Annotated in this window: 23 protein-coding genes, 1 tRNA gene and 1 riboswitch; of the genes, 16 read left to right on the plus strand and 8 right to left on the minus strand. The window is 68.5% G+C overall.

The annotated features are described in order from the left end of the window. The first annotated feature begins 4 nt into the window (after positions 1-4). From ACVCL9_RS03930 to bla, 9 genes are all read left to right on the plus strand, one after another. Complete coding sequence (locus ACVCL9_RS03930) at positions 5-304, plus strand: integration host factor subunit beta (RefSeq protein WP_395118158.1); 300 nt, start codon at positions 5-7, stop codon at positions 302-304. A gap of 121 nt (positions 305-425) precedes the next feature. Then, a complete protein-coding gene (locus tag ACVCL9_RS03935; protein ID WP_447099051.1) occupies positions 426-674 on the plus strand; it encodes a DUF1049 domain-containing protein in 249 nt (82 codons plus the stop codon). Further along, complete coding sequence (gene lapB / locus ACVCL9_RS03940; protein ID WP_395118162.1) at positions 671-1843, plus strand: lipopolysaccharide assembly protein LapB; 1173 nt, start codon at positions 671-673, stop codon at positions 1841-1843. The genes ACVCL9_RS03935 and lapB overlap by 4 nt, the downstream gene beginning before the upstream one ends. A 7-nt stretch (positions 1844-1850) precedes the next feature. After that, positions 1851-2876: an MraY family glycosyltransferase gene (locus ACVCL9_RS03945; protein WP_447099459.1), complete on the plus strand. Its 1026-nt coding sequence runs from the start codon at positions 1851-1853 to the stop codon at positions 2874-2876. Beyond that, positions 2863-4761, plus strand: coding sequence for a polysaccharide biosynthesis protein (locus ACVCL9_RS03950; protein WP_447099050.1), 1899 nt, complete (start codon positions 2863-2865; stop codon positions 4759-4761). The genes ACVCL9_RS03945 and ACVCL9_RS03950 overlap by 14 nt, the downstream gene beginning before the upstream one ends. Further along, positions 4758-5633 carry a UTP--glucose-1-phosphate uridylyltransferase GalU gene (galU, locus tag ACVCL9_RS03955; RefSeq protein WP_395118166.1) on the plus strand — a complete coding sequence of 292 codons (876 nt, stop codon included), beginning with the start codon at positions 4758-4760 and terminating at the stop codon, positions 5631-5633. The genes ACVCL9_RS03950 and galU overlap by 4 nt, the downstream gene beginning before the upstream one ends. 78 nt (positions 5634-5711) lie before the next feature. Beyond that, positions 5712-7001: an NAD(P)/FAD-dependent oxidoreductase gene (locus tag ACVCL9_RS03960; RefSeq protein WP_447099049.1), complete on the plus strand. Its 1290-nt coding sequence runs from the start codon at positions 5712-5714 to the stop codon at positions 6999-7001. Further along, positions 6998-7345 (plus strand): tRNA-binding protein, encoded by a 348-nt coding sequence (locus ACVCL9_RS03965; protein WP_395118170.1) that lies wholly within the window; start codon positions 6998-7000, stop codon positions 7343-7345. The genes ACVCL9_RS03960 and ACVCL9_RS03965 overlap by 4 nt, the downstream gene beginning before the upstream one ends. A gap of 92 nt (positions 7346-7437) precedes the next feature. Continuing rightward, positions 7438-8310, plus strand: a complete 873-nt coding sequence (gene bla / locus ACVCL9_RS03970) for a subclass B3 metallo-beta-lactamase (protein WP_447099048.1) — start codon at positions 7438-7440, stop codon at positions 8308-8310. Positions 8311-8328: 18 nt separating this feature from the next. Here the strand turns inward: bla and ACVCL9_RS03975 are convergent, their stop codons facing one another. Further along, positions 8329-9252 carry an MBL fold metallo-hydrolase gene (locus ACVCL9_RS03975; protein ID WP_447099047.1) on the minus strand — a complete coding sequence of 308 codons (924 nt, stop codon included), beginning with the start codon at positions 9250-9252 and terminating at the stop codon, positions 8329-8331. Between the two features lie 151 nt (positions 9253-9403). On the opposite strand from ACVCL9_RS03975, the gene ACVCL9_RS03980 reads away from it, so the two are divergent. Both ACVCL9_RS03980 and ACVCL9_RS03985 read left to right on the plus strand, forming a co-directional pair. Beyond that, the gene (locus ACVCL9_RS03980; RefSeq protein ID WP_395118175.1) at positions 9404-9745 is read left to right on the plus strand and encodes a hypothetical protein; all 342 of its coding nucleotides are present in this window, start codon (positions 9404-9406) and stop codon (positions 9743-9745) included. A 9-nt stretch (positions 9746-9754) separates the two neighbouring features. Next, positions 9755-10183 (plus strand): DUF2231 domain-containing protein, encoded by a 429-nt coding sequence (locus ACVCL9_RS03985; protein ID WP_395118177.1) that lies wholly within the window; start codon positions 9755-9757, stop codon positions 10181-10183. Here the strand turns inward: ACVCL9_RS03985 and alkB are convergent. From alkB to ACVCL9_RS04010, 5 genes are all read right to left on the minus strand, one after another. Continuing rightward, the gene (gene alkB / locus ACVCL9_RS03990) at positions 10161-10817 is read right to left on the minus strand and encodes a DNA oxidative demethylase AlkB (protein ID WP_447099046.1); all 657 of its coding nucleotides are present in this window, start codon (positions 10815-10817) and stop codon (positions 10161-10163) included. The two genes, ACVCL9_RS03985 and alkB, sit on opposite strands and share 23 nt — an antisense overlap. Beyond that, entirely contained in the window at positions 10814-11545 is a 732-nt protein-coding gene (locus ACVCL9_RS03995) for a 2OG-Fe(II) oxygenase (protein ID WP_447099045.1), read from the minus strand. The genes alkB and ACVCL9_RS03995 overlap by 4 nt, the downstream gene beginning before the upstream one ends. Then, complete coding sequence (ada, locus tag ACVCL9_RS04000) at positions 11542-12618, minus strand: bifunctional DNA-binding transcriptional regulator/O6-methylguanine-DNA methyltransferase Ada (RefSeq protein WP_447099044.1); 1077 nt, start codon at positions 12616-12618, stop codon at positions 11542-11544. The genes ACVCL9_RS03995 and ada overlap by 4 nt, the downstream gene beginning before the upstream one ends. A 154-nt stretch (positions 12619-12772) precedes the next feature. After that, positions 12773-13474 (minus strand): pirin family protein, encoded by a 702-nt coding sequence (locus tag ACVCL9_RS04005; RefSeq protein ID WP_447099043.1) that lies wholly within the window; start codon positions 13472-13474, stop codon positions 12773-12775. 118 nt (positions 13475-13592) lie between these two features. Then, complete coding sequence (locus ACVCL9_RS04010) at positions 13593-15155, minus strand: SDR family NAD(P)-dependent oxidoreductase (RefSeq protein ID WP_447099042.1); 1563 nt, start codon at positions 15153-15155, stop codon at positions 13593-13595. A gap of 280 nt (positions 15156-15435) precedes the next feature. On the opposite strand from ACVCL9_RS04010, the gene ACVCL9_RS04015 reads away from it, so the two are divergent. Next, positions 15436-16332: a hypothetical protein gene (locus ACVCL9_RS04015; protein ID WP_395118189.1), complete on the plus strand. Its 897-nt coding sequence runs from the start codon at positions 15436-15438 to the stop codon at positions 16330-16332. 15 nt (positions 16333-16347) lie between these two features. On the opposite strand, the gene gcvP is transcribed toward ACVCL9_RS04015, so the two are convergent. Next, the gene (gcvP, locus tag ACVCL9_RS04020; RefSeq protein ID WP_447099041.1) at positions 16348-19215 is read right to left on the minus strand and encodes an aminomethyl-transferring glycine dehydrogenase; all 2868 of its coding nucleotides are present in this window, start codon (positions 19213-19215) and stop codon (positions 16348-16350) included. Between the two features lie 38 nt (positions 19216-19253). Next, positions 19254-19351: riboswitch (glycine riboswitch) on the minus strand. 191 nt (positions 19352-19542) lie between these two features. Between gcvP and ACVCL9_RS04025 the strand changes: the two genes are divergently transcribed. Further along, positions 19543-19950 (plus strand): VOC family protein, encoded by a 408-nt coding sequence (locus ACVCL9_RS04025; protein ID WP_447099040.1) that lies wholly within the window; start codon positions 19543-19545, stop codon positions 19948-19950. Between the two features lie 208 nt (positions 19951-20158). On the opposite strand, the gene ACVCL9_RS04030 is transcribed toward ACVCL9_RS04025, so the two are convergent. Continuing rightward, positions 20159-20245: transfer RNA gene (locus tag ACVCL9_RS04030), tRNA-Leu, on the minus strand. Between the two features lie 134 nt (positions 20246-20379). Here ACVCL9_RS04030 and rnr point away from each other — a divergent pair. Genes rnr through ACVCL9_RS04045 form a run of 3 tightly spaced genes read left to right on the plus strand, consistent with a single transcriptional unit; the run spans position 20380 to position 24100 of the window. Continuing rightward, entirely contained in the window at positions 20380-23079 is a 2700-nt protein-coding gene (gene rnr / locus ACVCL9_RS04035; RefSeq protein ID WP_447099039.1) for a ribonuclease R, read from the plus strand. Then, positions 23076-23822, plus strand: a complete 747-nt coding sequence (gene rlmB, locus ACVCL9_RS04040; RefSeq protein WP_447099038.1) for a 23S rRNA (guanosine(2251)-2'-O)-methyltransferase RlmB — start codon at positions 23076-23078, stop codon at positions 23820-23822. The genes rnr and rlmB overlap by 4 nt, the downstream gene beginning before the upstream one ends. Next, complete coding sequence (locus ACVCL9_RS04045; protein WP_395118204.1) at positions 23819-24100, plus strand: CBU_0592 family membrane protein; 282 nt, start codon at positions 23819-23821, stop codon at positions 24098-24100. The genes rlmB and ACVCL9_RS04045 overlap by 4 nt, the downstream gene beginning before the upstream one ends. Positions 24101-24127 lie beyond the last annotated feature (27 nt).

A 24127-nucleotide genomic window follows, 5' to 3' on the forward strand; every position in this document is an offset into this window, starting at 1 on the left:
GCCCATGACCAAATCCGAATTGATCGAAGCGCTGGCCAGGCGCCAGACCCACCTCGCGTTCGCCGACGTCGAGATGGCCGTCAAGAGCGTCATCGAACAGATGAGCCTGGCGCTGGCCCAGGGCGAACGCATCGAGGTGCGCGGCTTCGGCAGCTTTGCGTTGCACTACCGGCCGCCGCGGATGGGGCGCAACCCCAAGACCGGCGAAGCCGTGGCCCTGCCAGGCAAGCACGTTCCCCATTTCAAGCCGGGCAAGGAATTGCGCGAGCGCGTCAATCTTGACCTGGAGAACAGTGCCGGTTGAGTCCATCGACCGGAGAATGCGAGGCAGGCGGCGCGAGCCGGTCCTGCCTTCTTTTTGCCTGCAGGACGGCTGGCGGCGGCAGCGCCTGTGCCCGACTGCGCCAATCGGGTAAAGTTCGAGCATGCGATTGCTTGCCCTCATCATTCTGGCCGTTTTCGTCGCCGCCGGCATCGTGCTGGGCGCGCTGAATGCGGAAATGGTCGGCTACGACTTCGGCTTTGCCCAACTGCAGTTGCCCAAGGGAGCCGCGCTGCTGGGCGCCCTGGTGGTGGGCTGGTTGCTGGGCGGGGTGACCGCGTGGCTCGGTGTGCGGCCACGGCGTTCGCGACGCACTACGGGCGCGGACAGGAAGCCGCCGGCCAAGCCATGAATCCCCTGTATGTGCTGGCCGCACTGCTCCCCGTCGCCTTCGTGCTGGGTTGGTGGGCTTCGCGCCTGGTGGTTGCGCGGCGGGCCGGCGTCGACGTCAGCACCTTGTCGTCGGATTATTTCCGCGGCCTGAACTACCTGCTCAACGAGGAGCAGGACAAGGCCATCGAAGTCTTCCTGAAACTCGCCGAATACAACCGCGACACGGTGGAGACGCACCTCGCCCTGGGCAACCTGTTTCGCCGTCGCGGCGAGGTGGATCGGGCGATCCGGCTGCACCAGCACCTGGTCTCGCGACCGGGCCTGTCCGACGCAATGAAGACCGTGGCCCTGCTGGAGCTCGGCGAGGACTACATGCGCTCGGGCCTGCTCGATCGTGCCGAGGCCTTGTTCGCCGACCTGGTGGCGATGAACTCGCACGCGCCCTCGGCGCTGCGCCATCTGATCTCGATCTACCAGCACGAGCGCGACTGGCACAAGGCGATCGAGCACGCGCGGCGGCTGGAGGTGATGACCGGCGACGACGAGGCGCCGATGATCGCCCAGTTCTACTGTGAGCTCGCCGAGCGCGCGCGTCAGCATGGCGCCCGTGCCGAGGCGCGGGAATACCTGCGCCAGGCGTTCGAATGCCAGCCCGATTGCGTGCGCGCCTTCATGCTCACCGGACGCCTGCATGCCGAGGACGGGCAGCATGCCGAGGCCATCGACGCGCTGGAGGCGGCGATCAGGGCCGACAGCGCCTTCACTCCCGACATCCTGCCGCCGCTGCTCAACAGCTATGCCCGCGTGCGGCAGATGGACCGCGCCGAGACCTTCCTGCGCACCCTGATGGCGCGCTATCACGGCGTTTCGCCGATCCTGGCGCTGACCAACCTGTATCGCCAGCGCGACGGCGAGCGCGTGGCGGTCGACTTTCTCACCGCGCAGTTGCGCCAGCGGCCGTCGGTGCGCGGGCTGATGACCCTGCTCGACGCCACGATGGACAAGATCGAAGGCGAGGCGCGCGAGAATTTCCTGATCCTGCGCGATCTCACCCGCAAGCTGCTCGAAGGGCAGGCGATGTACCGCTGCAACCGTTGCGGGTTCGGGGCCAAGGCGCACCACTGGCAGTGCCCCAGTTGCAAGAGCTGGAGCACGATCCGGCCGATCCACGGGGTGGCCGGCGAGTGACATGGCCATGCTGATGACCATCGGATGGTTGCTGGCAGCCTTCCTGGTTACCGCACTGCTGGTACGCGCCGCGGTCGGTTACGCGCATCGGCGCGGCATGCTCGACCTGCCCGGACAACGCCGCTCGCATCAGGTGCCGACCCCGCGCGGCGGCGGCATCGGCATCGTCGTCGCCATGCTGGTGTGCCTGCCCGGCGTCGCCTGGAGTCTGCACGCGGCGGTTCCCGCGCCCGGGCTGCTCGGGTTGTCGTGCGTGGCCTTGCTGCTGGTGGCGCTGGCGGGCTGGTGGGACGACCATCATCCGCTTCCGGCCTGGCCGCGACTGGCCGTGCAATTGGTTGCCTGCGCCTTGCTGTGCGTCGGGCTGCAGGCCTGGTCGCCGGCCTGGTGGTGGTTGCCGTTGTTGCTGGTCGGCGGCGCGTGGAGCATCAACCTGCACAACTTCATGGATGGCATCGACGGTTTGCTGGCGCAGCAGGCGGCTTTCGTGGGCGGCGGCCTGGCCGTGCTGGCGTGGGCAGCGAACCTGCCTGCGCTGGCGCTGGCCGCGGCCTGTCTGGCGGCGTCGGCGCTGGCGTTCGGGTGGTTCAACTGGCCGCCGGCGCGGATCTTCCTGGGGGACGTGGGCAGCGGCAGCGTGGGCCTGCTGGTGTTCGCATTCAGTGCGATGCTGTGGCGGGCGAATCCGGCGTGGCTGTGGCCGGCGTTGATCCTGTCGTCGGCGTTCGTGGTGGATGCCAGCCTGACCCTGTTGACGCGGATGTGGCGGGGGCGTCGCTGGTACAGCGCCCACCGTGAACACCTGTATCAATGGCTGGCGCGCCGCGCCGGCAGCCATGCATCGGTGGATGCGGCCTACCTTGGCTGGAACCTGCTGGTAGCGGCCCCGATGACCTGGTTGGCCTGGAGTCATCTGCACGCCGCCTTGGCGATTACCATGGTCGTTTATGCAGGGGCAGCGATCATGTGGTTGTATCTGAAACGTCGCCTGGTGCGGCGCCACCCGAGCAAGGGCCTCCATGTCACTGCGTAAGCTTGTCGGCTTCATTCACCCGCGGGTAGCGGTCGTCGTCCACGATCTGCTGATGGCGGCGCTGGCCTGGTGGATCGCCAAGTGGCTGCGCTACACGCTGCGCCCGGACGAGGTGTTCGGTTTCCAGCTGCTCGAGTTCCCGATTGTGCTGCTGGTGCAGGGGCTGATCTTCCGCTGGACCGGGCTGTACAAGAGCGTCTGGCGCTTCGCCAGCCTGCCGGATCTGGTGAACATCGTGCGTGCCGCGGTCATCGGCACGCTGGCGATCGGACTGTGCCTGTTTCTGTATGACCGCCTGCTGGGCGTACCGCGCTCGGTGTTCGTGTTGTATCCGGGACTGCTCGCCGTGTTGCTGGGCGGTCCCCGGCTGGCCTATCGCTACTGGAAGGACAGCCGCGCCGATCTGTTCAAGGGGAGCGACGCCAAACGGGTGCTGATCGTGGGCGCCGACCGCGCCGGCGAAGTGCTGTCGCGCGATCTTCGCCGCGACAACCGCTATGCGGTGGTCGGCTTTGTCGACGACGCGCCCAGCCTGCGTGGCGCCAGCATCAACGGTCGCCCGGTGCTGGGCCGGCTCGACGAGCTGCCCGAGCTGGTGCGCAGCGCGGCCGCCGACATGCTGCTGATCGCCATGCCCGGGGCCACGACGGCCGAGATGCGGCGCGTGGTGGCCCTGTGCGACAGCACCGATCTGCCCTACCGCACGGTGCCGCGCATCGAGGACATCGTGGCGGGCCGTGCCCAGCTGAACCAGATCAAGGAGGTGGCGATCGAGGATTTGCTCGGCCGCGACACGGTGGAACTGGACTGGACCGCGATCCGCGAGACCCTGAGCGGGCGGCGCGTGCTGATCACCGGTGGTGGTGGTTCGATCGGCTCGGAACTGTGCCGGCAGGTGGCGCGGCTCGGTGCACAGGCGCTGACCGTGGTGGAGGTGAGCGAGTACAACCTCTACCGGATTACCCAGGAGCTGCGCAACCATTTCCCGGAGCTGATCCTCGACGGCATCCTGGCCAATTGCTGCGACCAGGTGGCGATGCGCAAGGTGTTTGCGGAGGCGCAGCCGCAGGTGGTATTCCACGCCGCGGCGTACAAGCACGTGCCGATGCTGCAAGGCCAGCTGCGCGCCGCGTTCTGCAACAACGCGCTGGGTACCCGCACGGTGGCCGACGCGGCCTGTTCGGTCGGGGTGGCGTGTTTCGTGCTGATCTCCACCGACAAGGCGGTCAACCCCACCAGCGTGATGGGTGCCTGCAAGCGCGTGGCGGAAATCTACTGCCAGAACCTCGACGCGCAGACCGATACCCGCTTCATGACCGTGCGTTTCGGCAACGTGCTGGATTCGGCCGGCTCGGTGGTGCCGCTGTTCCGCCGGCAGATCCGCGACGGCGGCCCGGTCACCGTGACGCACCCGGAAATCTCGCGCTACTTCATGACCATTCCCGAGGCCTGCCAGCTGATCCTGCAGACCGCCAGCATTGGCAAGGGCGGCGAGATCTTCGCGCTCGACATGGGCGAGCCGGTGAAGATCCGCGACCTGGCCGAGCAGATGATCCGCCTCGCCGGCAAGAAGCCGGGCAGCGAGATCCCGATCGTCTACACCGGCCTGCGCGCGGGCGAGAAACTGTTCGAGGAGCTGTTCCATCCGCTGGAGAACTACAGCGCCACCACGCATGCCAAGATTTTCCTGGCGCAGCATCGCGAGGTGTCGTGGGAGTTGCTGCAGGCCCTGCTGCACAAGGCCGCCGAGGCGGCCGACATTTTCAATGAGGAAGAACTTCGCCGCTGCGTGTCCAGCCTGTTGCCCTCGTTCCGCTGGAGCGAAGCGGCGCAGCCTGACAACGTGGTGTCGATCCGCCGTGCCAACCCGGAGATCAATGAGTGAGCAAGCCCCTGCGCAAAGTGGTGTTTCCCGTAGCCGGACTCGGCACGCGCTTCCTGCCGGCGACCAAGGTGGTCGCCAAGGAAATGCTGCCGGTGCTCGACAAGCCGCTGATCCAGTACGCCGTCGACGAAGCGGTGGATGCAGGTGCCGACACCCTGGTGTTCGTCACCAACCGCTACAAGCACGCGATCGCCGACTACTTCGACAAGGCCTACGAGCTGGAATCGAAGCTGCACGAGAAGGGCAAGGCCGAGCTGCTGGCGCTGGTGCAAGGCACCTTGCCGCGGCACGTGCGGGCGATCTTCGTGACCCAGCCCGAGGCGCTCGGCCTGGGCCATGCCGTGCTGTGCGCCAAGCCGGTGGTCGGCGACGAGCCGTTCGGCGTGATCCTGCCTGACGACCTGATCTGGAACGGCGCCGGCAAGGGCGCGCTGCGGCAGATGGCGGAGCTCGCCGAGGCGCAGCAGGCCGGCGTGATCGCGGTGGAGGAAGTGCCGCACACCGACACTGACAAGTACGGCATCGTCGATGCCACACCGGTCGACGATCGCAGCGCCCTGATCCGCCACATGGTCGAGAAGCCCAAGCCGGCCAACGCACCGTCGAACCTGGCCGTGGTCGGCCGCTACGTGTTGCCTGGCCGCATCTTCCAGCTGCTGGAGCAGACCACGCCCGGTGCCGGCGGCGAGATCCAGCTTACTGACGCGATCGACGCGCTGCTGAAAGAGCAAGGCAAGGTGCTGGCCTACCGCTTCGAAGGCACCCGTTTCGATTGCGGCAACAAGGCCGGCCTGGTGCGCGCCACCATGCACATGGCGATGCAGGACCCGAAACTCGCGCTCACTGTGCGAGAGTTCCTCGGCCAGCTTTGAACCACGGCTGCCACGACGTCCTGGCATGAAGGATATGCTTGCCCGGTCACGGACACTGGTGCCGCCTGTCGCTGCAGCATGAAATCCCCCTCGCCCACGTCCTACTACCGCGCCACTGCCACGCCGTACCCGGCCTGGGAGCCGCTTCAGGGCAGCACGCACGCACGTGTTGCCGTGATCGGCGGCGGCTTTGCCGGCTTGAACACCGCGCTGGGCCTGGCCGAGCGCGGCGTGCGCGACGTGGTCCTGCTGGAACGTGAGCAGGTCGGGTTCGGCGCCTCCGGTCGCAATGGCGGTTTCGTCTTCGCCGGCTATTCGCTGGGCGAGCAGGCGCTGCTCGACCAGTTGGGCGAAGCGCGTGCGCAGGCCCTGTTCCAGCTGACCATCGCGGCGGTCGGGCGCATCCGACGACGTGTCGCCGACTACGCCATCCCCTGCGACGCGGTCGACGAAGGCGTGATCTGGGCCAACTGGTTCCGTGACCCCGCGGTGCTGCGCCGGCGCCAGCAACTGCTGGCCGAACACTACGACGTGAACTGGCAGTGGTTGCCCGAAGCGGAGTTGCGCGCACGCATCCGCAGCGAGCGTTATCACGACGGCCTGTACGAGCGTGATGCGCTGCACCTGCACCCGCTCAACTACGCGATCGGCTTGGCCGCGGCGGCGGCCGGGCAGGGTGTGCGCATCCACGAGCACAGCGGCGTGCGCCGCCTCGCGCGCGAAGGCCGGCAGTGGCGCCTGCGCACGGCGCAAGGTGAGCTGCTGGCCGATGAGGTCGTGCTGGCCTGCGGCGGCTACCTGGCCGGCCTGCAGAAGCCGATCGACCGGGCGATCCTGCCGATCGCCACCTACGTCATGGTGACCGAACCGCTCGGCGATCGACTGGACGAGTGCCTGCACACCCGCGCGGCGATCTACGACAGCCGCTTCGCGTTCGACTATTACCGCGCGCTGCCGGATACGCGACTGCTGTGGGGTGGGCGCATCTCGGTGCTCAACCGCTCGCCGCGCGGCGTGCAGCGCCTGCTGACGCGGGACCTGCTGCGGGTGTTCCCGCAACTGGCCGGCGTGCGGATCGAGCACGCCTGGTCGGGCCTGATGAGCTACGCACGGCACCAGATGCCGCAGATCGGCGGCAGCGGCGACGGCCTGTGGTGGGCGCAGGCGTTCGGCGGCCACGGCCTGGCCCCGACCTGCGCGGCCGGTGAACTGCTGGCGGCGGCGATCGCCGAGGGCGACGATGGCTGGAAACGTTTTGCCGACTATGGCCTGGGCAGCACGCACCGTCCGTTCGGTTATCTGGCGGCGCAAGCCAGCTACTGGTGGCAGCAGAGCCGCGATTGTCTGAAGACGAGGCTGGAAGGATGAGTGCAGCGAATTGCCCCGAAATCAGCTGGGCCGATTTCGAGAAAGTGCTGGTCGTCGCCGGCACGGTGATCCGGGTCGAACCGTTTCCCGAAGCGCGCAAGCCGGCGTGGAAAGTGTGGGTGGATTTCGGCCCCTACGGCGAGAAGAAGACCAGCGCGCAGATCGCCGCGTTGTACCAGGCCGACGACCTGCTCGGCCGACAGGTCGTGGGTGTGATCAACTTCCCCGAAAAGCAGATCGGCCCGTTCCGCTCGCAATTCCTGCTCACCGGCTTTCCCACCGACGAGGGCGTGGTGCTCACCGCGGTCGAACGCCCGGTGCCGAACGGTACGCGGCTGGCCTGAGCGAGCCGCGCCCGCAATTTGCCAGCGATGCGCCCGCGCCAGCGCCGCGTCGTCGGCGAGCATGACGGCCTCGTCCCCACGGAATCCCCGGCATGAATCCATCTCTCCGCGCGTTATGGTTTGTTGTCACCTTGACGGTGGCGGGTTTCGCGCAAGCGGATGAGGCGCGCTGGAGTGCGCCGCAAAAGCCCTTCCACATTCATGGCAACAGCTGGTACGTGGGCACGCAGGGATTGAGCGCGATCCTGATCACCTCGCCGCAGGGCCATGTGCTGATTGACGGCACGCTGGAAGGCAACGTGCCGCAGATCGAGGCGAACATCCGCGCGCTCGGTTTCCGCTTGCGCGACGTGAAGCTGATCCTCAACTCGCACGCCCACTTCGACCACGCCGGCGGCATCGCCCGTTTGGCTCGTGACAGCGGCGCCTCGGTGGCGGCCAGTGCGGCCGGGGCGAAGGAGCTGCGGTCCGGCGGCAACGACCCGGACGATCCGCAGTACGGCATGGCGACACGCTATCCGGCGGTGGCATCGGTGCAAGTGGTCGCCGATGGCGCGGCAGTGCGGGTGGGGCCGATCGCGGTCACGGCGCACTACACGCCCGGCCATACGCCTGGCAGCACGTCCTGGACCTGGCGCTCGTGCGAGCAGGGGCGCTGCCTTGCGCTGGCCTATGTCGACAGCCTCACCGCGCTCAGCCGCGACGGCTTCCGCTACAGCGACGACCCGGCGCGCGTGGCGGCTTTCCGCCGGTCCTTCGCGACCGTCGCCGCGCTGCCGTGCGACATCCTGATCACCCCGCATCCCGAAGCCAGCGGCTTCATGCAGAAGATTGCCGCACGCGATCGCGAGCACGACTCCGCGGCCCTGATCGACGCCGGTGCCTGCCGCGCCTATGCCGCGGCGGCGCAGCCGCGCTTCGAGGCGCGGCTGGCACAAGAGCGGCGCGACGCACGCGCAAAGTGAGCTGCCAGCGGCGGGCGCTCAGCGCCCCAGCCACACCTCCAGCCCCTGCGCGTTCAGTTCGATGTCCATGCCCAGCAACTGGCGCAGCGCGTCGCGTCCCTGCTGCCAGCCATGGGCCTGCGCGCGGGCGGCATAGAGCCCGGTGAGCGATTCCACCAGCACGGCATGCCGCTCGGGCGAGCCGTGCGCGGCGCGGGCGATGGCCACCATCGCGTCGATCTGCGCATGCAGGTCGGCGGCCAGCCGCTCGACGCTCTCCACCCGGCCGTAATGGGTGAGGTACATCGCCTCGGGTTTCAGCGCGAGCAGCCGCTCGATCGACGCATGCAGCGCCTCCGGATCGAACTGCACCGGCGAGGTGGTGGGCAGGATGAACGGACCGTTCGCGGTGTCGAAGTCGCGATAGGAAAGGCCGAATACGTCGCCAGTGAAAAAGACGTTGGCGCGTGCGTCGTGGATGGCGATGTGGTGGCGCGCATGGCCCGGCGTATCGAGGCAGCGCAGGGTGCGTCCGGCAAGGTCGACGACGTGGCCGTCCCCCGCCTCGACCACGCGCTCGGCAGGCACTGGCCGCAAGCGTCCATACGTCTGTTCCATCACCGACTCGCCGTACACCGCGCTGGCGCCGGCCCACAGCACACTGGGGTCGATCATGTGGCGTGCTCCGCGCGGATGCACCACCAGCTTCGCGTTCGGCAGTTGTGCGATCAGCTCGCCGGCGCCGCCGGCGTGGTCCAGGTGCACGTGGGTGAGGATCAGCCAGTCGACGTCCGCCGGCGCGATGCTGGCCTCATCCAGTGCCGCCAGCATGCGCGGCACGGCGAAGTTGGTGCCGCAGTCGATGAAGGCGCCGCGGCCGTTCTCCACGATGAGGTAGGCCGCATCGAACCGCGGCCGCACGAAGCCGGTGTCGATGGTGTGGATGCCGTGGGTGGGTGTCATGTCTGCCTCGCGAACCGGACGATCCGACGAGGGTAGCAAGCCGCGGCGGCGCGGGCACCTGCACCATGGTCGAGCGCGGGAACCTTTGGGCAACCCGCCGCATCGGATCGAATGCTGCTCACTTCATCAACGTGCCAATCGGGGGAACGACATGCTGCTCTATGCGATTCTGGTTTTTGCGATCGCCGCCATCGGCGGCCTGGTGCTGGCTTCCAGCGTGCTGCGCGGCAAGCTGGCGCCGTGGGCAATTTCCTTGCTGCACGCGCTGCTGGGCGCCAGCGGCCTGGTGCTGTTGATCCTGGTGGTGCTGCAGGGTGCGGCGCCGGCACGGCTCACCGCGGCGCTGGCCCTGCTGGTACTGGCCGCGCTGGGCGGTTTCTTCCTCGCCTCGTTCCATCTGCGCAAGCAGGTTGCGCCGAAGGCCGTGGTATTGGTGCACGCCGGCGTCGCGGTGGCGGGTTTCCTGACCCTGCTCAGCCTGCTGCTGGCCTGAGTCGCTGTCATGCGCCATCCGCTGCATCCGGCCCTGGTGCATTTCCCGATTGCCTGCTGGTCGCTGGCCACCGCGGCGGATCTGGCCAGCCTGGCCTGGGGCGAACCGGCGTGGCGCTTCGCCGGCATCCTGCTGCTGGCGGGGATCGGCTTCTCGATCCCCGCCATGCTGGCCGGCCTGCTCGAACTGGCCAAGGTCGCCGAAGACAACCCGGCGCTCAAGGACGTCAACCGCCACATGCTGATGGTGATGGGCGCGCTCTGCTGCTACGTGGCCAGCCTGTTCCTGCGCCTGCACGGCACGCATTTCATCGCGCCGAGCCTGCTGGCGATCGCTCTGAGCGTGTCGGGTTTCCTGTGCCTGGCCGTGGCCGGCTGGCTCGGCGGCAAGCTGGTGTACGGACACCGGCTCGGCGTCAGCCCGCCCGACGAAACGTGAGATTGATCCGGGTCTCGCCCAGCAGCGGGTGATGATGTGGCTTCAACGGCAGCACGCCGTGATAGCGCAGCCGCGCCGGACCGCCCCACACGACCACGTCGCCGTGCGCCAGCGGCACGCGTTGCGGGCGATCCGCGCGCTGCAGGCCGCCGAACAGGAACACGGCCGGGATGCCCAGCGAGACCGACACGATCGGCTGGCCCAGGTCGCGTTCATCGCGGTCCTGGTGCAGGCTCAACCGGGCGCCGGCCTCGTAGCGGTTGAGCAGGCAGGCATCCGGCACGAAGCCGGTGAAACCGACGTGCGCCGCCGCGGCATCGGCCAGTTGCAGGAAGACCGCCGGCATCGGTGGCCAGGGCCGGCCGCTGTCCGGGTCGATCGGGTCGTAGCGGTAGCCACGACGATCGCTGACCCAGCCCAGCGGCCCCGCATTGGTCATCGCCACCGACATGCGCAAGCCGCCGGGTGTGACCAGGTGGCGGAACGGTGCCTGCGCCGTGATCGCATCGAGCGCCTGCAGCAACACCGCCTCGCTGGCCAGGGCAAACCCGCGCAACACCATCGCGCCCTCGCACAATGGCTCGTCCCGGCGGGCAGGCGCAGGCGTGGCGGCGAACAGGTCGGCGCTGATCATGTGGCGTCGTGGAAGATGATGCCAAGCGTGTGGCGATGGCCGCGGCGCACGCGGCTGACGCCGTGGCGCATGTTCACCCGGTAGCTGCCGCGGGTACCTTGCAGCGGCCGCTGGTGCACCGCGAACAGCACCGCATCGCCCTGGCGCAGCGGCACCACCTCGATGCGCGACTGCATGCGCGGGCGCTGCTCGGTCAGCACGAACTCGCCGCCGCTGAAATCGCGCCCCGGCTCCGACAGCAGGATCGCCAGCTGCAGCGGGAACACGTGCTCGCCGTACAGGTCCTGGTGCAGGCAGTTGTAGTCGCCGGTGCCGTACTGCAGCAGCAACGGAGTGGGGCGGCGCTGGCCGGCGGCGTGGCAGCGTTCGATGAATTCGGCATGCGTGGCGGGGTAGCGCGCGGGCAGTCCCATCGACGCGTTCCAGCGGTTCGCGATCGGCGCCAGCCGCGGGTAGACCGCGCTGCGCAGCCCGGCCACCAGCTCGGGCAGGGGGTAATCGAAATAGCGGTATTCGCCACGGCCGAAACCGTGGCGGGCCATCGGCACGCGGCTGCGGAAATGTTCGTCGTCCGCGTACATGCTTGCCAGCTTCGCGCACTCCTGCGGCGACAGCAGGGCCTCCAGCATCGCGCAGCCGTGTGCGTCGAGTTCATCGCCGATGCCGGCCCAGTCGTATGCCTGCAGCCGCGCACCGGTGTCGGGGGCAGGGCGCAGTTGCGCGTTCATGCCTGCGCCTCGCGCTCCAGCAGCGCGCGTTTGCGCGGCACGCCCCAGCGGTAGCCGGACAGGTCGCCGTCGTTGCGCACCACGCGGTGGCAGGGGATCGCCACCGCCAGCATGTTGCCGGCACATGCCTGCGCCACCGCCCGCGAAGCCTTGGGCGCGCCGATGCGCCGCGCGATCTCGCTGTAGCTGGCCGTGCTGCCGACCGGGATCTCGCGCAACGCCTGCCATACGCGCTGCTGGAACGCGGTGCCGCGCACGTCCAAGGGCAGATCCAGTCCCAGCGCAGGGGCTTCGACAAAGCCGACCACCTGCGCCACCAGGCGCTCGTAGTCGCGGTCGCCGCCGATCAGCCTGGCCCTGGGGAAGCGATCCTGCAGCTCGCGCGCGAGCGCGTCGGGGTCGTCGCCGAGCAGGATCGCGCACACGCCGCGCGCGCTCTGCGCCACCAGGATCGCGCCGAGCGAGCAGGCGCCGATGGCGAAGCGGATCTCGCTGTCGGCACCGCCGGCGCGATAGCGCGAGGGCGTCATGCCCAGCACCTCGTTCGCCGTTTCGTAGAAGCGGCTACTGGCGTTGTAGCCCGCATCGAAGATCGCCTCGGTCACCGTGTGGCTGCGCTCCAGGCCGCTGCGCACGCGGCGGTTGCGATGCGCCGTGGCGTACTGCTTCGGGGTCACCCCGGCAACCGCCTTGAACACGCGGTGGAAGTGGAAGGGGCTGAGTCCGCTCGGTTGCGCCAACTGTTCGAGCGTGGGTACGGTCTCGGCCTGCTCGATCAGTCGGCAGGCGGCGGTGACCATCGCCGCCTGCTGCTCTGCGAGCGATGGCTGGTCGGGCCGGCAGCGCCTGCACGGGCGAAAGCCGGCGCGCTCCGCCTCGGCGGCGGTGGCGTGGAACGCCACGTTCTCGGGGCGGGCGGGGCGCGCCGCGCAGGACGGCCGACAGTACACGCCGGTGCTGCGCACCGAGTAGAAGAAGCTGCCGTCGGCACGCGCATCGCGTGCCTGCACGGCGGCCCAGCGCGGGTCGGCGAGGGTGGCGGCACGTGCGGCCTGTTTCTCGGGAGTTTTCATGGCTGTTCCTTCCGTCGGATTATCGCTCAAGGCGCAATCTACGGACCGGCAGCCACCGCGGCACTCCGGGTCTTGCGATCGAATTGGAGCTGGCCGTGCCGGCGCCCGCCGGGGCGTCGGCACCGGGCGCCACTCGTGCCCGCATGCGCGAAGCTCAGGGCGCGGTATCGACCAGCACCAGCTCGGCGTCTTCCAGCGCGGTGACCTTCAGCGTCGACTCCTGGCGGATCGCGGCGCCGTCGCGGGCGTCCAGTTGCACGCCATTGAGGTCCACCTTGCCGGTGGCCGGTACCAGGTAGGCGTAGCGGCCGGGGGGCAGCAGGTACTCGGTGCTTTCGCCGGCCTTCAGCGTGGCGCCCAGCACGCGCGCATCGGTGCGCAGCGGCAGCGCCTCGGTGTCGTCCTTGAAGCCGCTGGCCAGTGCCACGAAGCGCCCGGAACGATCGCCCCTGGGAAACGGCCGCGCGCCCCACGACGGCGGCTGGCCGTTCTCGTCGGGGATGATCCAGATCTGGAAGATGCGCGTGGTCACATCCTCCCGGTTGTACTCGCTGTGGGTGATGCCGCTGCCGGCGCTCATCACCTGCACGTCGCCGGCCTCGGTGCGGCCGGCGTTGCCCAGGCTGTCCTGGTGGCTGATCGCGCCTTCGCGCACGTAGGTGATGATCTCCATGTCCGCGTGCGGGTGCGGCGGGAAGCCGGTCTGCGGCGCGATGGTGTCGTCGTTCCACACGCGCAGCGCGCCCCAGCCCATGCGATTCGCGTCGTGGTAGCTGGCGAAGGAGAAATGGTGTTTGGCGTTGAGCCAGCCGTGGTCGGCTCCGCCCAGGCGGTCGAAGGGTCTGCGTTCAATCACGGCGTTGCTCCTCATGCTTGATCGCGCCGGATGGCGCCTGTCCGCAAGATAAGGCTACGCAGTGCCGTCTGAAACCGGCGCGAAGGAAACGGATTGTCGTCGCCCCGGCACCAGTGGCTCACCAGTCGGTGGGGCGGTAGTCCTTCAGGAACTGGCCCCACACATGCTCGCCGGTGTTGATGCCGTGGATGATCGGGTCGACGATGCGTGCGGCGCCGTCGACGATGTCCAGCGGTGGGTGGAAGCGTTCCTCGCGCACTTTCTTCGCCGCCAGCTCGGCGGGGTCCTCGTCGGTCACCCAGCCGGTGTCGACGCTGTTCATGTGGATGCCGTCGTTGTGGTAATCGGTGGCCGCGGTGCGCGTCATCATGTTCAGCGCGGCCTTGGCCATGTTGGTGTGCGGGTGGCGGGTGGTCTTGAAGCTGCGGTAGAACTGGCCCTCCATCGCCGACACGTTGACGATGTGTTTGTCGCGCTCGGGCGTGCGCAGCATCAGCGGCTTCAGCCGCGCGTTGATGATGAACGGCGCGATCGCGTTGACCAACTGCACCTCCAGCAATTCGACCGACGGCACCTCGGCCATCAGCAGCCGCCACGAGTTGCGCTGGCGCAGGTCGACCTGCTGCAGGTCCTGATCCAGTCGGCCCTCGGGAAACAGGTGGCTCTGCGCCAGCAGTTCTTCCGGCAGCAGCGGCAGCTGCGACAGCTCGGCGGCCCGGCTCAGCCCGGGCAGGTCGGCGCCGCGACTGGCCAGCGCGCTGCTGCCGGGCAGGATCTCCGCGCCGCGCAGGCCTTCGTAATGGCCGACCAGCCGGCGCACGTGCTCGGGCAGCTCGTGCAGCGCGGCGGTCTCGCCTTCCATCATGTGTGCGTAGAAATCCGGCGGGCGGCGCACGGTCTGGCAGGCGTTGTTGATGATGAAGTCCAGCCGCGGCCGGGTTGCCACCAGTTTCTGGCAGAACGCCTCGACGCTGGGCGTGTGGCGCAGGTCCAGGCCGTAGACCTGCAGGCGGTGGCCCCAGTCGGCGAAGTCCGGCTCGGCCGCGTAGCGCGCCGCCGAGTCGCGCGGGAAGCGCGTGGTGACGATCAGCTCGGCGCCGGCGCGCAGCAGCTTCAGGCCGGCCTGGTAACCGATCTTCACCCGGCCGCCGGTGAGCAGTGCCACGCGCCCGCGCAGGTCGGCCAGTTCGCTGCGCTTGGTGTAGTTGAACGCGGCGCATTCCGGGCACAGCTGGTCGTAGAAGAAATGGATGGTCGAGTACTTGCGCTTGCACACGTAGCAGTGCTTCGGCTCGACCGACTCGCGCGGCTGCGCGGCGTCGGCCGCGGGCGGCACGTCGTGCGGCAGGAAACCTTCCGGCGCGAACGCGTTCGGCGTGGTGAACACCGGCTTGCGGCGCAGGGCGCGGATGCCGGTCTGGTTCAGCACGGTGTCTTCGGCCTGGATGCGCGCGGCGTGGCGTTGTTTCTCCGCGGCCTTGAGGCGAATCCGGCGCGCGCCCGGTTCGGGGTGGTACATCCGTGCCACGGCCTGGTGCAGCTGTTGGCGTTCCGCGACGGGCAGCCGCTCGAGCAGCCCGCGGTCGTCGGCAATGGTCTGCAGCAGCCGGATGGCGGCACGCGCCTGCGCCAGCAGTTCGGCGTCCGTTTCGTCGGCAGAGGGCGGGCAGGTCGTGGTCATGAGGGCGTCGGTCGTGGTCGAACAGGGCATCGCCGGCGCGCTGCGGGCCGGGCCGCACGCGGGTTGCGCGGGAAGCGAGCCACCCATGATGCCTGTTTTTGCGCCAATCGCGGTAATCGGGTGTCGACGGGATCAACCCCGGAATGAGCTCTGTGCCACATTTCGTGCCTTCGACGTGTGCCATCGTGAGCGCGAGGCCGCCTGGTGAGGGCGGTCAGTCCATCAGATCCGGGGCATCGCGGCAGGACATTCGCATCAGCCCCGGCAAACAGGTCGGTTTGTGCGCAAGTCCAGTTCAGTTTTCCTCGCCCATTTCGGGCCATCGGTGATCGGCAACCCCGGGTCCCGCCTTCGTTTTCTTTTCCTGCCGGCGCGCGAGGCTTGCGACCGGCATGCGACTTACCACGGCCATCTGGTCAAGGCCGAAATCCTGCTCGACCGCATCGCCGCCGCCCAGACGGCCGGGTTGCGCGCGGTTGCGCCGGCACTGGACGATGCGGACGAAGCGCGCGCCACGGTCAAGCCGCCACGCGACCTGTTTTCCCCCACCACGCTCGAATATCGCCGCTGGTACACGCCGGATGGCAGCGCGCGGGCGCAACCGTTGACGCGTGAGGCACTGGCCGACCTGCTGGGCGCGGATGGCTTGTCGCCGCGCGAGGCACTCGACCGCGCCACCCACCGTTCGCATGCATTGCCTGCGGCGGATCAGGCATGGCTGATCCGCCGACGCAGCCTGCCGGTGCAGCAGCGTCCGCTGAATCGCCGCGAGTTCCACGAGCTGGTCGACGCGCTCGACGGTGCCTGGCAGGCCCCGGCCGGTGCGCCGGAGGTGACGCGCCACAACCGGCGGCTTGCGCTGCAGGTGGCAACGTCGCTGGCCGGCATGCTCGATGAACATGTCGCGCCGCCGTTCCGCGTCGAGGCATTGAACGAGGCGTTCAACGAACGTCTGCTGGTCCACCTGCGCCAGAGCATCGACGCATTTTGCCGGGCCAACGCAGTCTGCGCGGTGCTGCTGGCGGGGCCCAAGGCGTGGTTTGCCGCCAAGGCCGCCCGCATGCGTGCCGAACATCAGGTCGCGCTGGTGTTGTCGACGCGCGCGCACTCCAGCGGGGTCGGCCCGCGTGCCGGGAACGCGCAGCCCGCGGGCATGCCGCGGGCTGCAACCGGCTGAGCCTGCCCTTCGGGCTCAGGCCTCGGCTTCTTCCTTGTACGCATCCACCGGGATGCAGGCGCACATGATGTGCTTGTCGCCGTAGACGTTGTCGACGCGGGCGACCGGCGGCCAGTACTTCTGCAGCTTCAGGCTGGCCAGCGGGAAGGCGGCCAGTTCGCGCGGGTAGGCGTGGGTCCACTCGCTGGCGCTGACCATGGTGGCGGTGTGCGGGGCGTTCTTCAGCGGGTTGTCCTCGCGGTCGAGCTTGCCTTCCTCGATCGCGCGGATCTCGTCGCGGATCTGGATCATCGCGTCGATGAAGCGGTCCAGCTCGATTCGCGATTCGCTCTCGGTCGGTTCCACCATCAAGGTGCCCGACACCGGGAAGCTCAGCGTCGGCGCGTGGAAGCCGAAGTCGATCAGCCGCTTCGCCACGTCCTCGGCGCCGATGCCGGTGGCGTCCTTGAGAGGGCGCAGGTCGAGGATGCACTCGTGCGCCACCAGCCCGTTGCGGCCGGTGTACAGGGTGGGGTAGTGCGCTTCGAGCCGCTTGGCGATGTAGTTGGCGTTGAGCAGGGCCACTTGCGTTGCCTTGCGCAGGCCCTGCTGGCCCATCATGACGATGTACATCCAGCTGATCGGCAGAATCGAGGCGCTGCCGAAGCTTGCCGCAGAAACCATGCCGACCGGGCTTTCCTCGCCGAACTTCCTCGGCAGGAACGGGGCGAGGTGCGACTTCACCGCGCACGGGCCGACACCCGGGCCGCCACCGCCGTGCGGGATGCAGAAGGTCTTGTGCAGGTTCAGGTGCGACACGTCCGAGCCCCACTTGCCGGGCTTGGCCACGCCGACCAGCGCGTTCATGTTGGCACCGTCGGTGTACACCTGGCCGCCGTGCGCGTGCACGATCTCGCAGATCGCCACGATGTCCTCCTCGAACACGCCATGCGTGGACGGGTAGGTGATCATCAGCGCGGCGAGACGGTCCGAATACTTCTCGGCGGCGCGGCGGATGTCCTCGACGTCGACGTTGCCGTTGCTGTCGCACTTGGTCACCACCACGGTCATGCCGCACAGGTGCGCGGAGGCCGGGTTGGTGCCGTGGGCGGATTCGGGGATCAGGCAGATGTCGCGATGCGCTTCGCCGCGCGAGCGGTGGTAGGCGCGGATCGCCAGCAGGCCGGCGTACTCGCCCTGCGCGCCGGAGTTCGGCTGCAGGCTCACCGCGTCGTAGCCGGTGCATTCGACCAGCATCGCTTCCAGCCCGTCGATCAGTTCCTTGTAACCCTGCGCCTGGGCGGCCGGCGCCAGCGGATGGATGTTGGCGAATTCCGGCCAGGTGACCGGGATCATCTCGGCGGTGGCGTTGAGCTTCATGGTGCACGAGCCCAGCGGGATCATCGTGCGATCCATCGCCAGGTCCTTGTCGGCCAGCGCGCGCATGTAGCGCAGCAACTCGTGCTCGCTGTGGTGCGTGTTGAACACCGGGTGGGTGAGGAAGTCGCTCTTGCGCAGCAGCGTGCGTGGCAGCGCGTCGTGGACTTCGGCATCGAGCGCGTCGATGTCGATCTCGGCACCGAACAGGCCCGCCAGTGCGACGACGTCGGCGCGGGTGGTGGTCTCGTCCAGGCTGATGCCGAGGCTGCTGGCGTCCAGCTCGCGCAGGTTGATGCCTGCAGCGCGGGCCTTGGCATGGACAGCGGCGGCGTCGATGCCGGTGATGTGCAGCGTATCGAAGAAATCGCCGCCCACCTTCACGCCGGCCCGACGCAGCGCGACGGTCAGGATCGCGGCCAGGCGATGCGTGCGGCGCGCGATGCGGGTGAGCCCGGCGGGGCCGTGGTAGACCGCGTACATGCTGGCCATCACCGCCAGCAGCACCTGCGCGGTGCAGATGTTGGAGGTGGCCTTCTCGCGGCGGATGTGCTGCTCGCGCGTCTGCAGGGTGAGGCGGTAGGCCGCCTTGCCCTCGGTGTCGATCGACACGCCGATCAGGCGGCCCGGCATCGAGCGCTTGTACGCGTCGCGGCAGGCCATGAACGCGGCGTGCGGGCCGCCGAAGCCGAACGGCACGCCGAAGCGCTGCGAGTTGCCCACCACGATGTCGGCGCCCCATTCGCCGGGCGCGGCGATCAGGGTCAGCGCGAGCAGGTCGGTGGCGACCGCGACCACGCCGCCGCGCGCGTGCACGGCGTCGGCGATCGCCTGGTAATCGTTGATGCTGCCGAAGGTGTCCGGGTACTGCAGCAGCACGCCGAACGCATCGGTACCGGCCGCATCGCTGTCCGCGCCGACCACCAGTTCGATGCCCAGCGGTTCGGCGCGCGTGCGCACCACTTCCAGCGCCTGCGGGTGCACGCCGCTGGACACGAAGAACACGTTCGACTTCGACTTGCACGAGCGCTTGGCCAGGGTCATCGCCTCGGCCGCGGCGGTGGCCTCGTCCAGCAGCGAGGCGTTGGCGATCTCCATCCCGGTGAGGTCGGCGCACATCGTCTGGAAGTTGATCAGCGCCTCCATGCGGCCCTGCGAGATCTCCGCCTGGTACGGCGTGTACGCGGTGTACCAGGCCGGATTCTCCAGGATGTTGCGCAGGATGACGTTCGGCGTCAGCGTGCCGTAATAGCCCTGGCCGATGAAGCTGCGGAACACCTGGTTCTTGCCGGCGATCGCGCGGATCTTGGCCAGCGCGGCCTCCTCGGTGATCGCTTCGGGCAAGGCCAGCGGGGCGGCGGACTTGATCGAGCCGGGAACGATGGCGTCGGTCATCGACTCCAGCGAATCGTGGCCGATCACGCGCAGCATCTGTGCGATCTCGGCGTCGTCCGGACCGATGTGGCGTTCGATGAACGCGCCGTGGTGTTCGAGGTCGCGCAGGGAGGTCGGGTTCTTCGAGGTCATGAAAGGGCATCCGCAGACAACGTGCCGTGCCGCACGTGGGGCGCCCCTCTGTCCTTTTGCCTGAGAGTTTGGAAACGCGGCGGCGTTTCGTGCCCCTTCGGCGGCGGATTCAACCGCTCTCTCCAGAGTGTTTGACGCGTGGTGGTGTGGGGCCTGAGCGATTACGGGCGTTGCGTCTTCGGCAGCCGGTGCTCCGGTCGGGAGCGCGCGGCTTCTCCCACCATGCGTTTTACCCCGGCGATTATACAGGTCGGGCACGTGTGCGGCGGGCGCGGTTCAGGTGGAACCGGCACTATGCTTGGCGCCCCGTCCAGTGGAGGAACCCGCATGCTCCGCATCGGCGAGATCGACCACGTGGTGCTGCGCGCCATCGACCCGGTGGCCATGCAGCGCTTCTATTGCGACGTACTGGGTTGCCGCGAGGAGCGGCGCCAGGACGAGATCGGCCTGGTGCAACTGCGTGCCGGCGCCTCGCTGATCGATCTGGTGGCGATCGACGGCAAGCTCGGCCGTCTCGGCGGCGCGGCACCGGCTGCACAGGGCCACAACATGGACCACCTGTGCCTGCGCGTGGAGGATTACGACGAGGCGGCGATCCTGGCCCATCTGCGGGCGCACGGCGTGCGCATCGGCGAGTCGGGTTCGCGCTATGGCGCGCGAGGCGAGGGTCCTTCGATCTACCTCTACGACCCGCAGGGAAACATGGTCGAGTTGAAGGGGCCGGCAATCGCTTGAAGTGCGAAAGACTGCACGCACACCGTTCGCTCCGAGCGTGGCGCAGCGAAGTCGAAGGGCTCGTCGGCTCCCGCGTGGCGACCCTTCGACTTCGACGCTTCGGTCTACGCTCGGGGCGAACGGTTCACGCGGGGCGGACGTCTTCCTGACTTCAATGCAAACCCTGAAAAGACGAAGGCCGCCTTGAAAGGCGGCCTTCGTTTACAATTGGTGCCCAGAAGAGGACTCGAACCTCCACGGAGTTGCCCCCGCTAGCACCTGAAGCTAGTGCGTCTACCAATTCCGCCACCTGGGCAAGGTGCCACACTGCTCAGCGAGCTGCGTGAGCCGCGTAATGTAGGCATCGACCGCTGGCTTGTCAACTCTTTTTCACCCTCATCGCACGCGCCGTGTCATTCTCTGCGCCGCGTGACACCACAAGGATACTTAGTGACCAGAAAAACTCCCCCCACGTCCGGCCGTTCCCCGGATGCGCGCCCCCCGAAGAAAACCGGCAGTCGCTCGTCGCGCGGGCCATCCGCGCCGGACAAGCGCGGCAAGGCTGCCACCGGCGCCGTGCGCGACCCGCATGCCAATCGCGAGGCACAGCGCTATGCGCGCCCCATCCCCAGCCGCGAGGCGATCCTCGCCCTGCTGGAAGAGCGCGGCGAACTGCTGACCGAAGCGCGCATCGCCGACGCGCTGCAGATTCACGATGAAGTCGACCTCGAGGCACTGCGCAAGCGGCTCGCGGCGATGGTGCGCGATGCCCAGTTGCTGCTGGGCCGGCGCGGCGGCTACGCGCCGACGCGCAAGCTCGACCTGATCGCCGGCCGCGTGCTGGCCAACGCCGAGGGCTACGGGTTCCTGCGCCCCGACGAGGGCGGCGAAGACCTGTACCTGTCGCCGCAGCAGATGCGTACGGTGCTGCATGGTGATCGCGTGCTGGCCAGCGTGGTCGGCATCGACCGTCGCGGCCGCAAGCAGGGTGCGATCGCCGAAGTGCTGGAACGTCGCTCGCCGCGCCTGGTCGGCCGCGTGTTGATCGAGGATGGCGTCACCCTGGTCACGCCCGACGATCGCCGCCTGAACCAGGACGTGATCATCAAGCCGGGCCAGGAGCAGAGCGCCGAGTCCGGCCAGATCGTGGTGGTGGAGATCACCGACCCGCCGACGCCTTACCGCGGTCCGCTGGGCGAGATCCGCGCGGTGCTGGGTAATCGCCTGCAGCCCTCGCTGGTGGTGGAGATGGCGATCGCCAGCCACGACCTGCCGCACGAATGGCCGGCCGAAGTGTTGCGTGATGCGGCGCAGGTGGAAGCGGAGGTGACCGCTGCCGAGCGGGAAGGCCGTACCGACATCCGCAAGCTGCCGCTGGTCACCATCGACGGCGCCGATGCCCGCGACTTCGACGATGCGGTGTATGCCGAGCCGAAGCGTGGTGGTGGCTGGCGGCTGATCGTGGCGATCGCCGACGTGTCGCACTACGTGCAGGCAGGCAACGCGCTGGATCGCGAGGCATACGAGCGCAGCACGTCCACCTATTTCCCCGGCTTCGTCGTGCCGATGCTGCCGGAGACGCTTTCCAACGGCATCTGCTCACTGAACCCGAAGGTCGAGCGGCTGTGCATGGTCTGCGACATGACCGTCGACGCCGAGGGCAACGTCGCCCGTTCGAAGTTCTACGACGCGGTGATGCGCTCGCATGCGCGGCTGACCTACGACAAGGTGTGGCAAGCGGTCGGCCTGCGCGAGAAGGACGCACGCCACGAGGTCGCCGACGTGCTGCCGCAGCTCGAGAACCTGCACGCGCTGTACAAGGCGATGGCGGCGCAGCGCAAGCGCCGCGGCGCGATCGACTTCGAGACGCCGGAGGTGAAGTTCCGTCTCGACCAGAGCGGCGGCGTGGAGTCGATGGGTGCCACCGAACGCAACGACGCGCACAAGCTGATCGAGGAGTGCATGATCGCGGCCAATGTGCAGGCCGCGCTGTTCCTGGAGAAGAGGAAAATCCCCGCGCTGTTCCGCGCACACGAGCCGCCGCCGGCGGAGAAATACGAGGACCTGCAGCAGTTCCTGCGCGAGTTCAAGCTGCGCATGCCGCCGGTGGAGGAGGTGACCCCGGCCGACTTCTCCGAGATCCTCGCGCTGGTGCGCGATCGCCCCGAGCGCGAACTGATCCAGAGCGTGCTGCTGCGCTCGCAGAGCATGGCCGCCTACCAGCCCGACAACCGCGGCCACTTCGGCCTGTCGCTGCAGGCGTACGCGCACTTCACCTCGCCGATCCGTCGTTATCCCGACCTGCTGGTGCATCGCGCGATCCGTTACGCGTTGACCGGCGGCAAGCCCAGCGACTACACCTACACGCCCGCCGAGGTGGCGGCTATGGCCGTGCATTGCTCGCAGCGCGAGCGTCGTGCCGAGGAGGCCGAGCGCGACGTGGACGAGCGCTTCAAGTGCGCGTGGATGGAGAAGCACATCGGCAGCGAGTTCGACGGCGTGGTCACCGGGGTCACCTCGTTCGGCCTGTTCGTGGAGCTGGACGAATCGAAGGTTTCCGGCCTGGTGCACATCAGCCAGCTGGTGAACGACTACTACCACTTCGACGCGGTGCGCAAGCTGCTCAAGGGTGAGCGCACCGGCGCGCAGTTCCGCCTCGGCGACCACGTGCGCATCCAGGTGCTGCGCGCGAGCCTGGAGGATCGCAAGATCGACTTCCGCCTGGTCTCGCCGCGCACGTCGGCCCCGGCTCCGGCCCCGACCGGCAGCGGCAAGGCGTATGACTATGCCGCCGCGGGCGAGCGCTATTCGCTGCCGAAGAAGGCGGCCGCCACGACCAAGGCACCGGGCATGTTCGGTCGCGCCGCCAAGGCGATCGGCCGCGCATTCGGCCGCAAGGAGGCCGAGGTTGCCACACCGGCGCCGGCCCCGCGCAAGGCTGCGGCGAGCGATAGTCCGCCGCCGCGTGCACAGCCGCCGGCAGGGCGCCAGCATGCCGGCGGCCAGCATCAGGGCCGCAGGGTCGAACCGTCGTCCGATCGTCGCCCGCGCAAGGACGGTTCCGCCAGGCGCGCGCCGGCCCCGGCTGCCGTCCCGCCGGCGCCGAAGAAGCACGGCGGCCGCAAACCGAAACCGAAAGGCAAGCCATGAGTGAGAGCTGGATCGTCGGCATCAATCCCGTCGAGGGCGCATTGAGCAACGATGCCGAGCGCGTGCGTGAGCTGCTGGTGGAGAACGGCCAGCGCAACGCCCGCGTGCTGGAGCTGGCCGAGCGCGCAAAGAAGCTGGGCATCGCGGTACGCCACCGTCCGCGCGAGGAGCTGGACAAGCACGCGGGCGAAGCGCGCCACCAGGGCGTGGCGGCGCGTTACGAGGCGGCGCCGGCCGCGCACGAAAGCGACCTTGCCGGCCTGCTCGAACGCGACGGCAGCGATACCCTGGTGCTGGTGCTGGACGGTGTCACCGATCCGCACAACCTCGGCGCCTGCCTGCGCAGCGCCGCCGCGGCGAAAGTCACCGCGGTGATCGTGCCGAAGGATCGCGCGGTCGGCCTCACGCCGGTGGTGCGCCGCGCCTCGGCCGGCGGCGCCGACCGGGTACCGCTGATCGCGGTGACCAACCTGGCGCGTACACTGCGCGAGCTGAAGGATGCCGGCGTGTGGATCACCGGCCTGGCGGGCGACACCGAGACCACGATCTACGGTATCGACTTCAAGGGACCGGTGGCGCTGGTGCTGGGCAGCGAAGGCGAGGGCATCCGCCGGCTCACCCGCGAACTGTGCGATTTCGTGGCGAAGATCCCCATGCCCGGTTCGATGGAAAGCCTCAACGTCTCCGTCGCCACTGGCGTGGCCTTGTTCGAGGCGTTGCGCCAGCGCGGAGCGAAGCGATGACTTTCTTCTGGTACGACTGGGCCGGCTATCTCGGGGTGGCGCTGGTGTTGCTGGCCTTTCTGCTGCTGCAGGGGCATCGCCTGCATGGCAACGGGCTGATCTACCAGACGATGAACATTTTCGGCGCGCTCGGTGTGCTGTTGTCGCTGGTATTCGGCAGCTTCAACCTGTCCGCCTTCCTGCTGGAGGCCGCCTGGATCGCCATCGGCGTCTATGGCGTGGTGAACAACTGGCGTCGTCGTCGCACGATGCCGCCGCCGGCTGGCCACGCGCCATAGGTTGGCTGCCTGAATCCGCGTGCCGCC

It is taken from the genome of Rhodanobacter sp. UC4438_H5 (genome assembly GCF_052978405.1).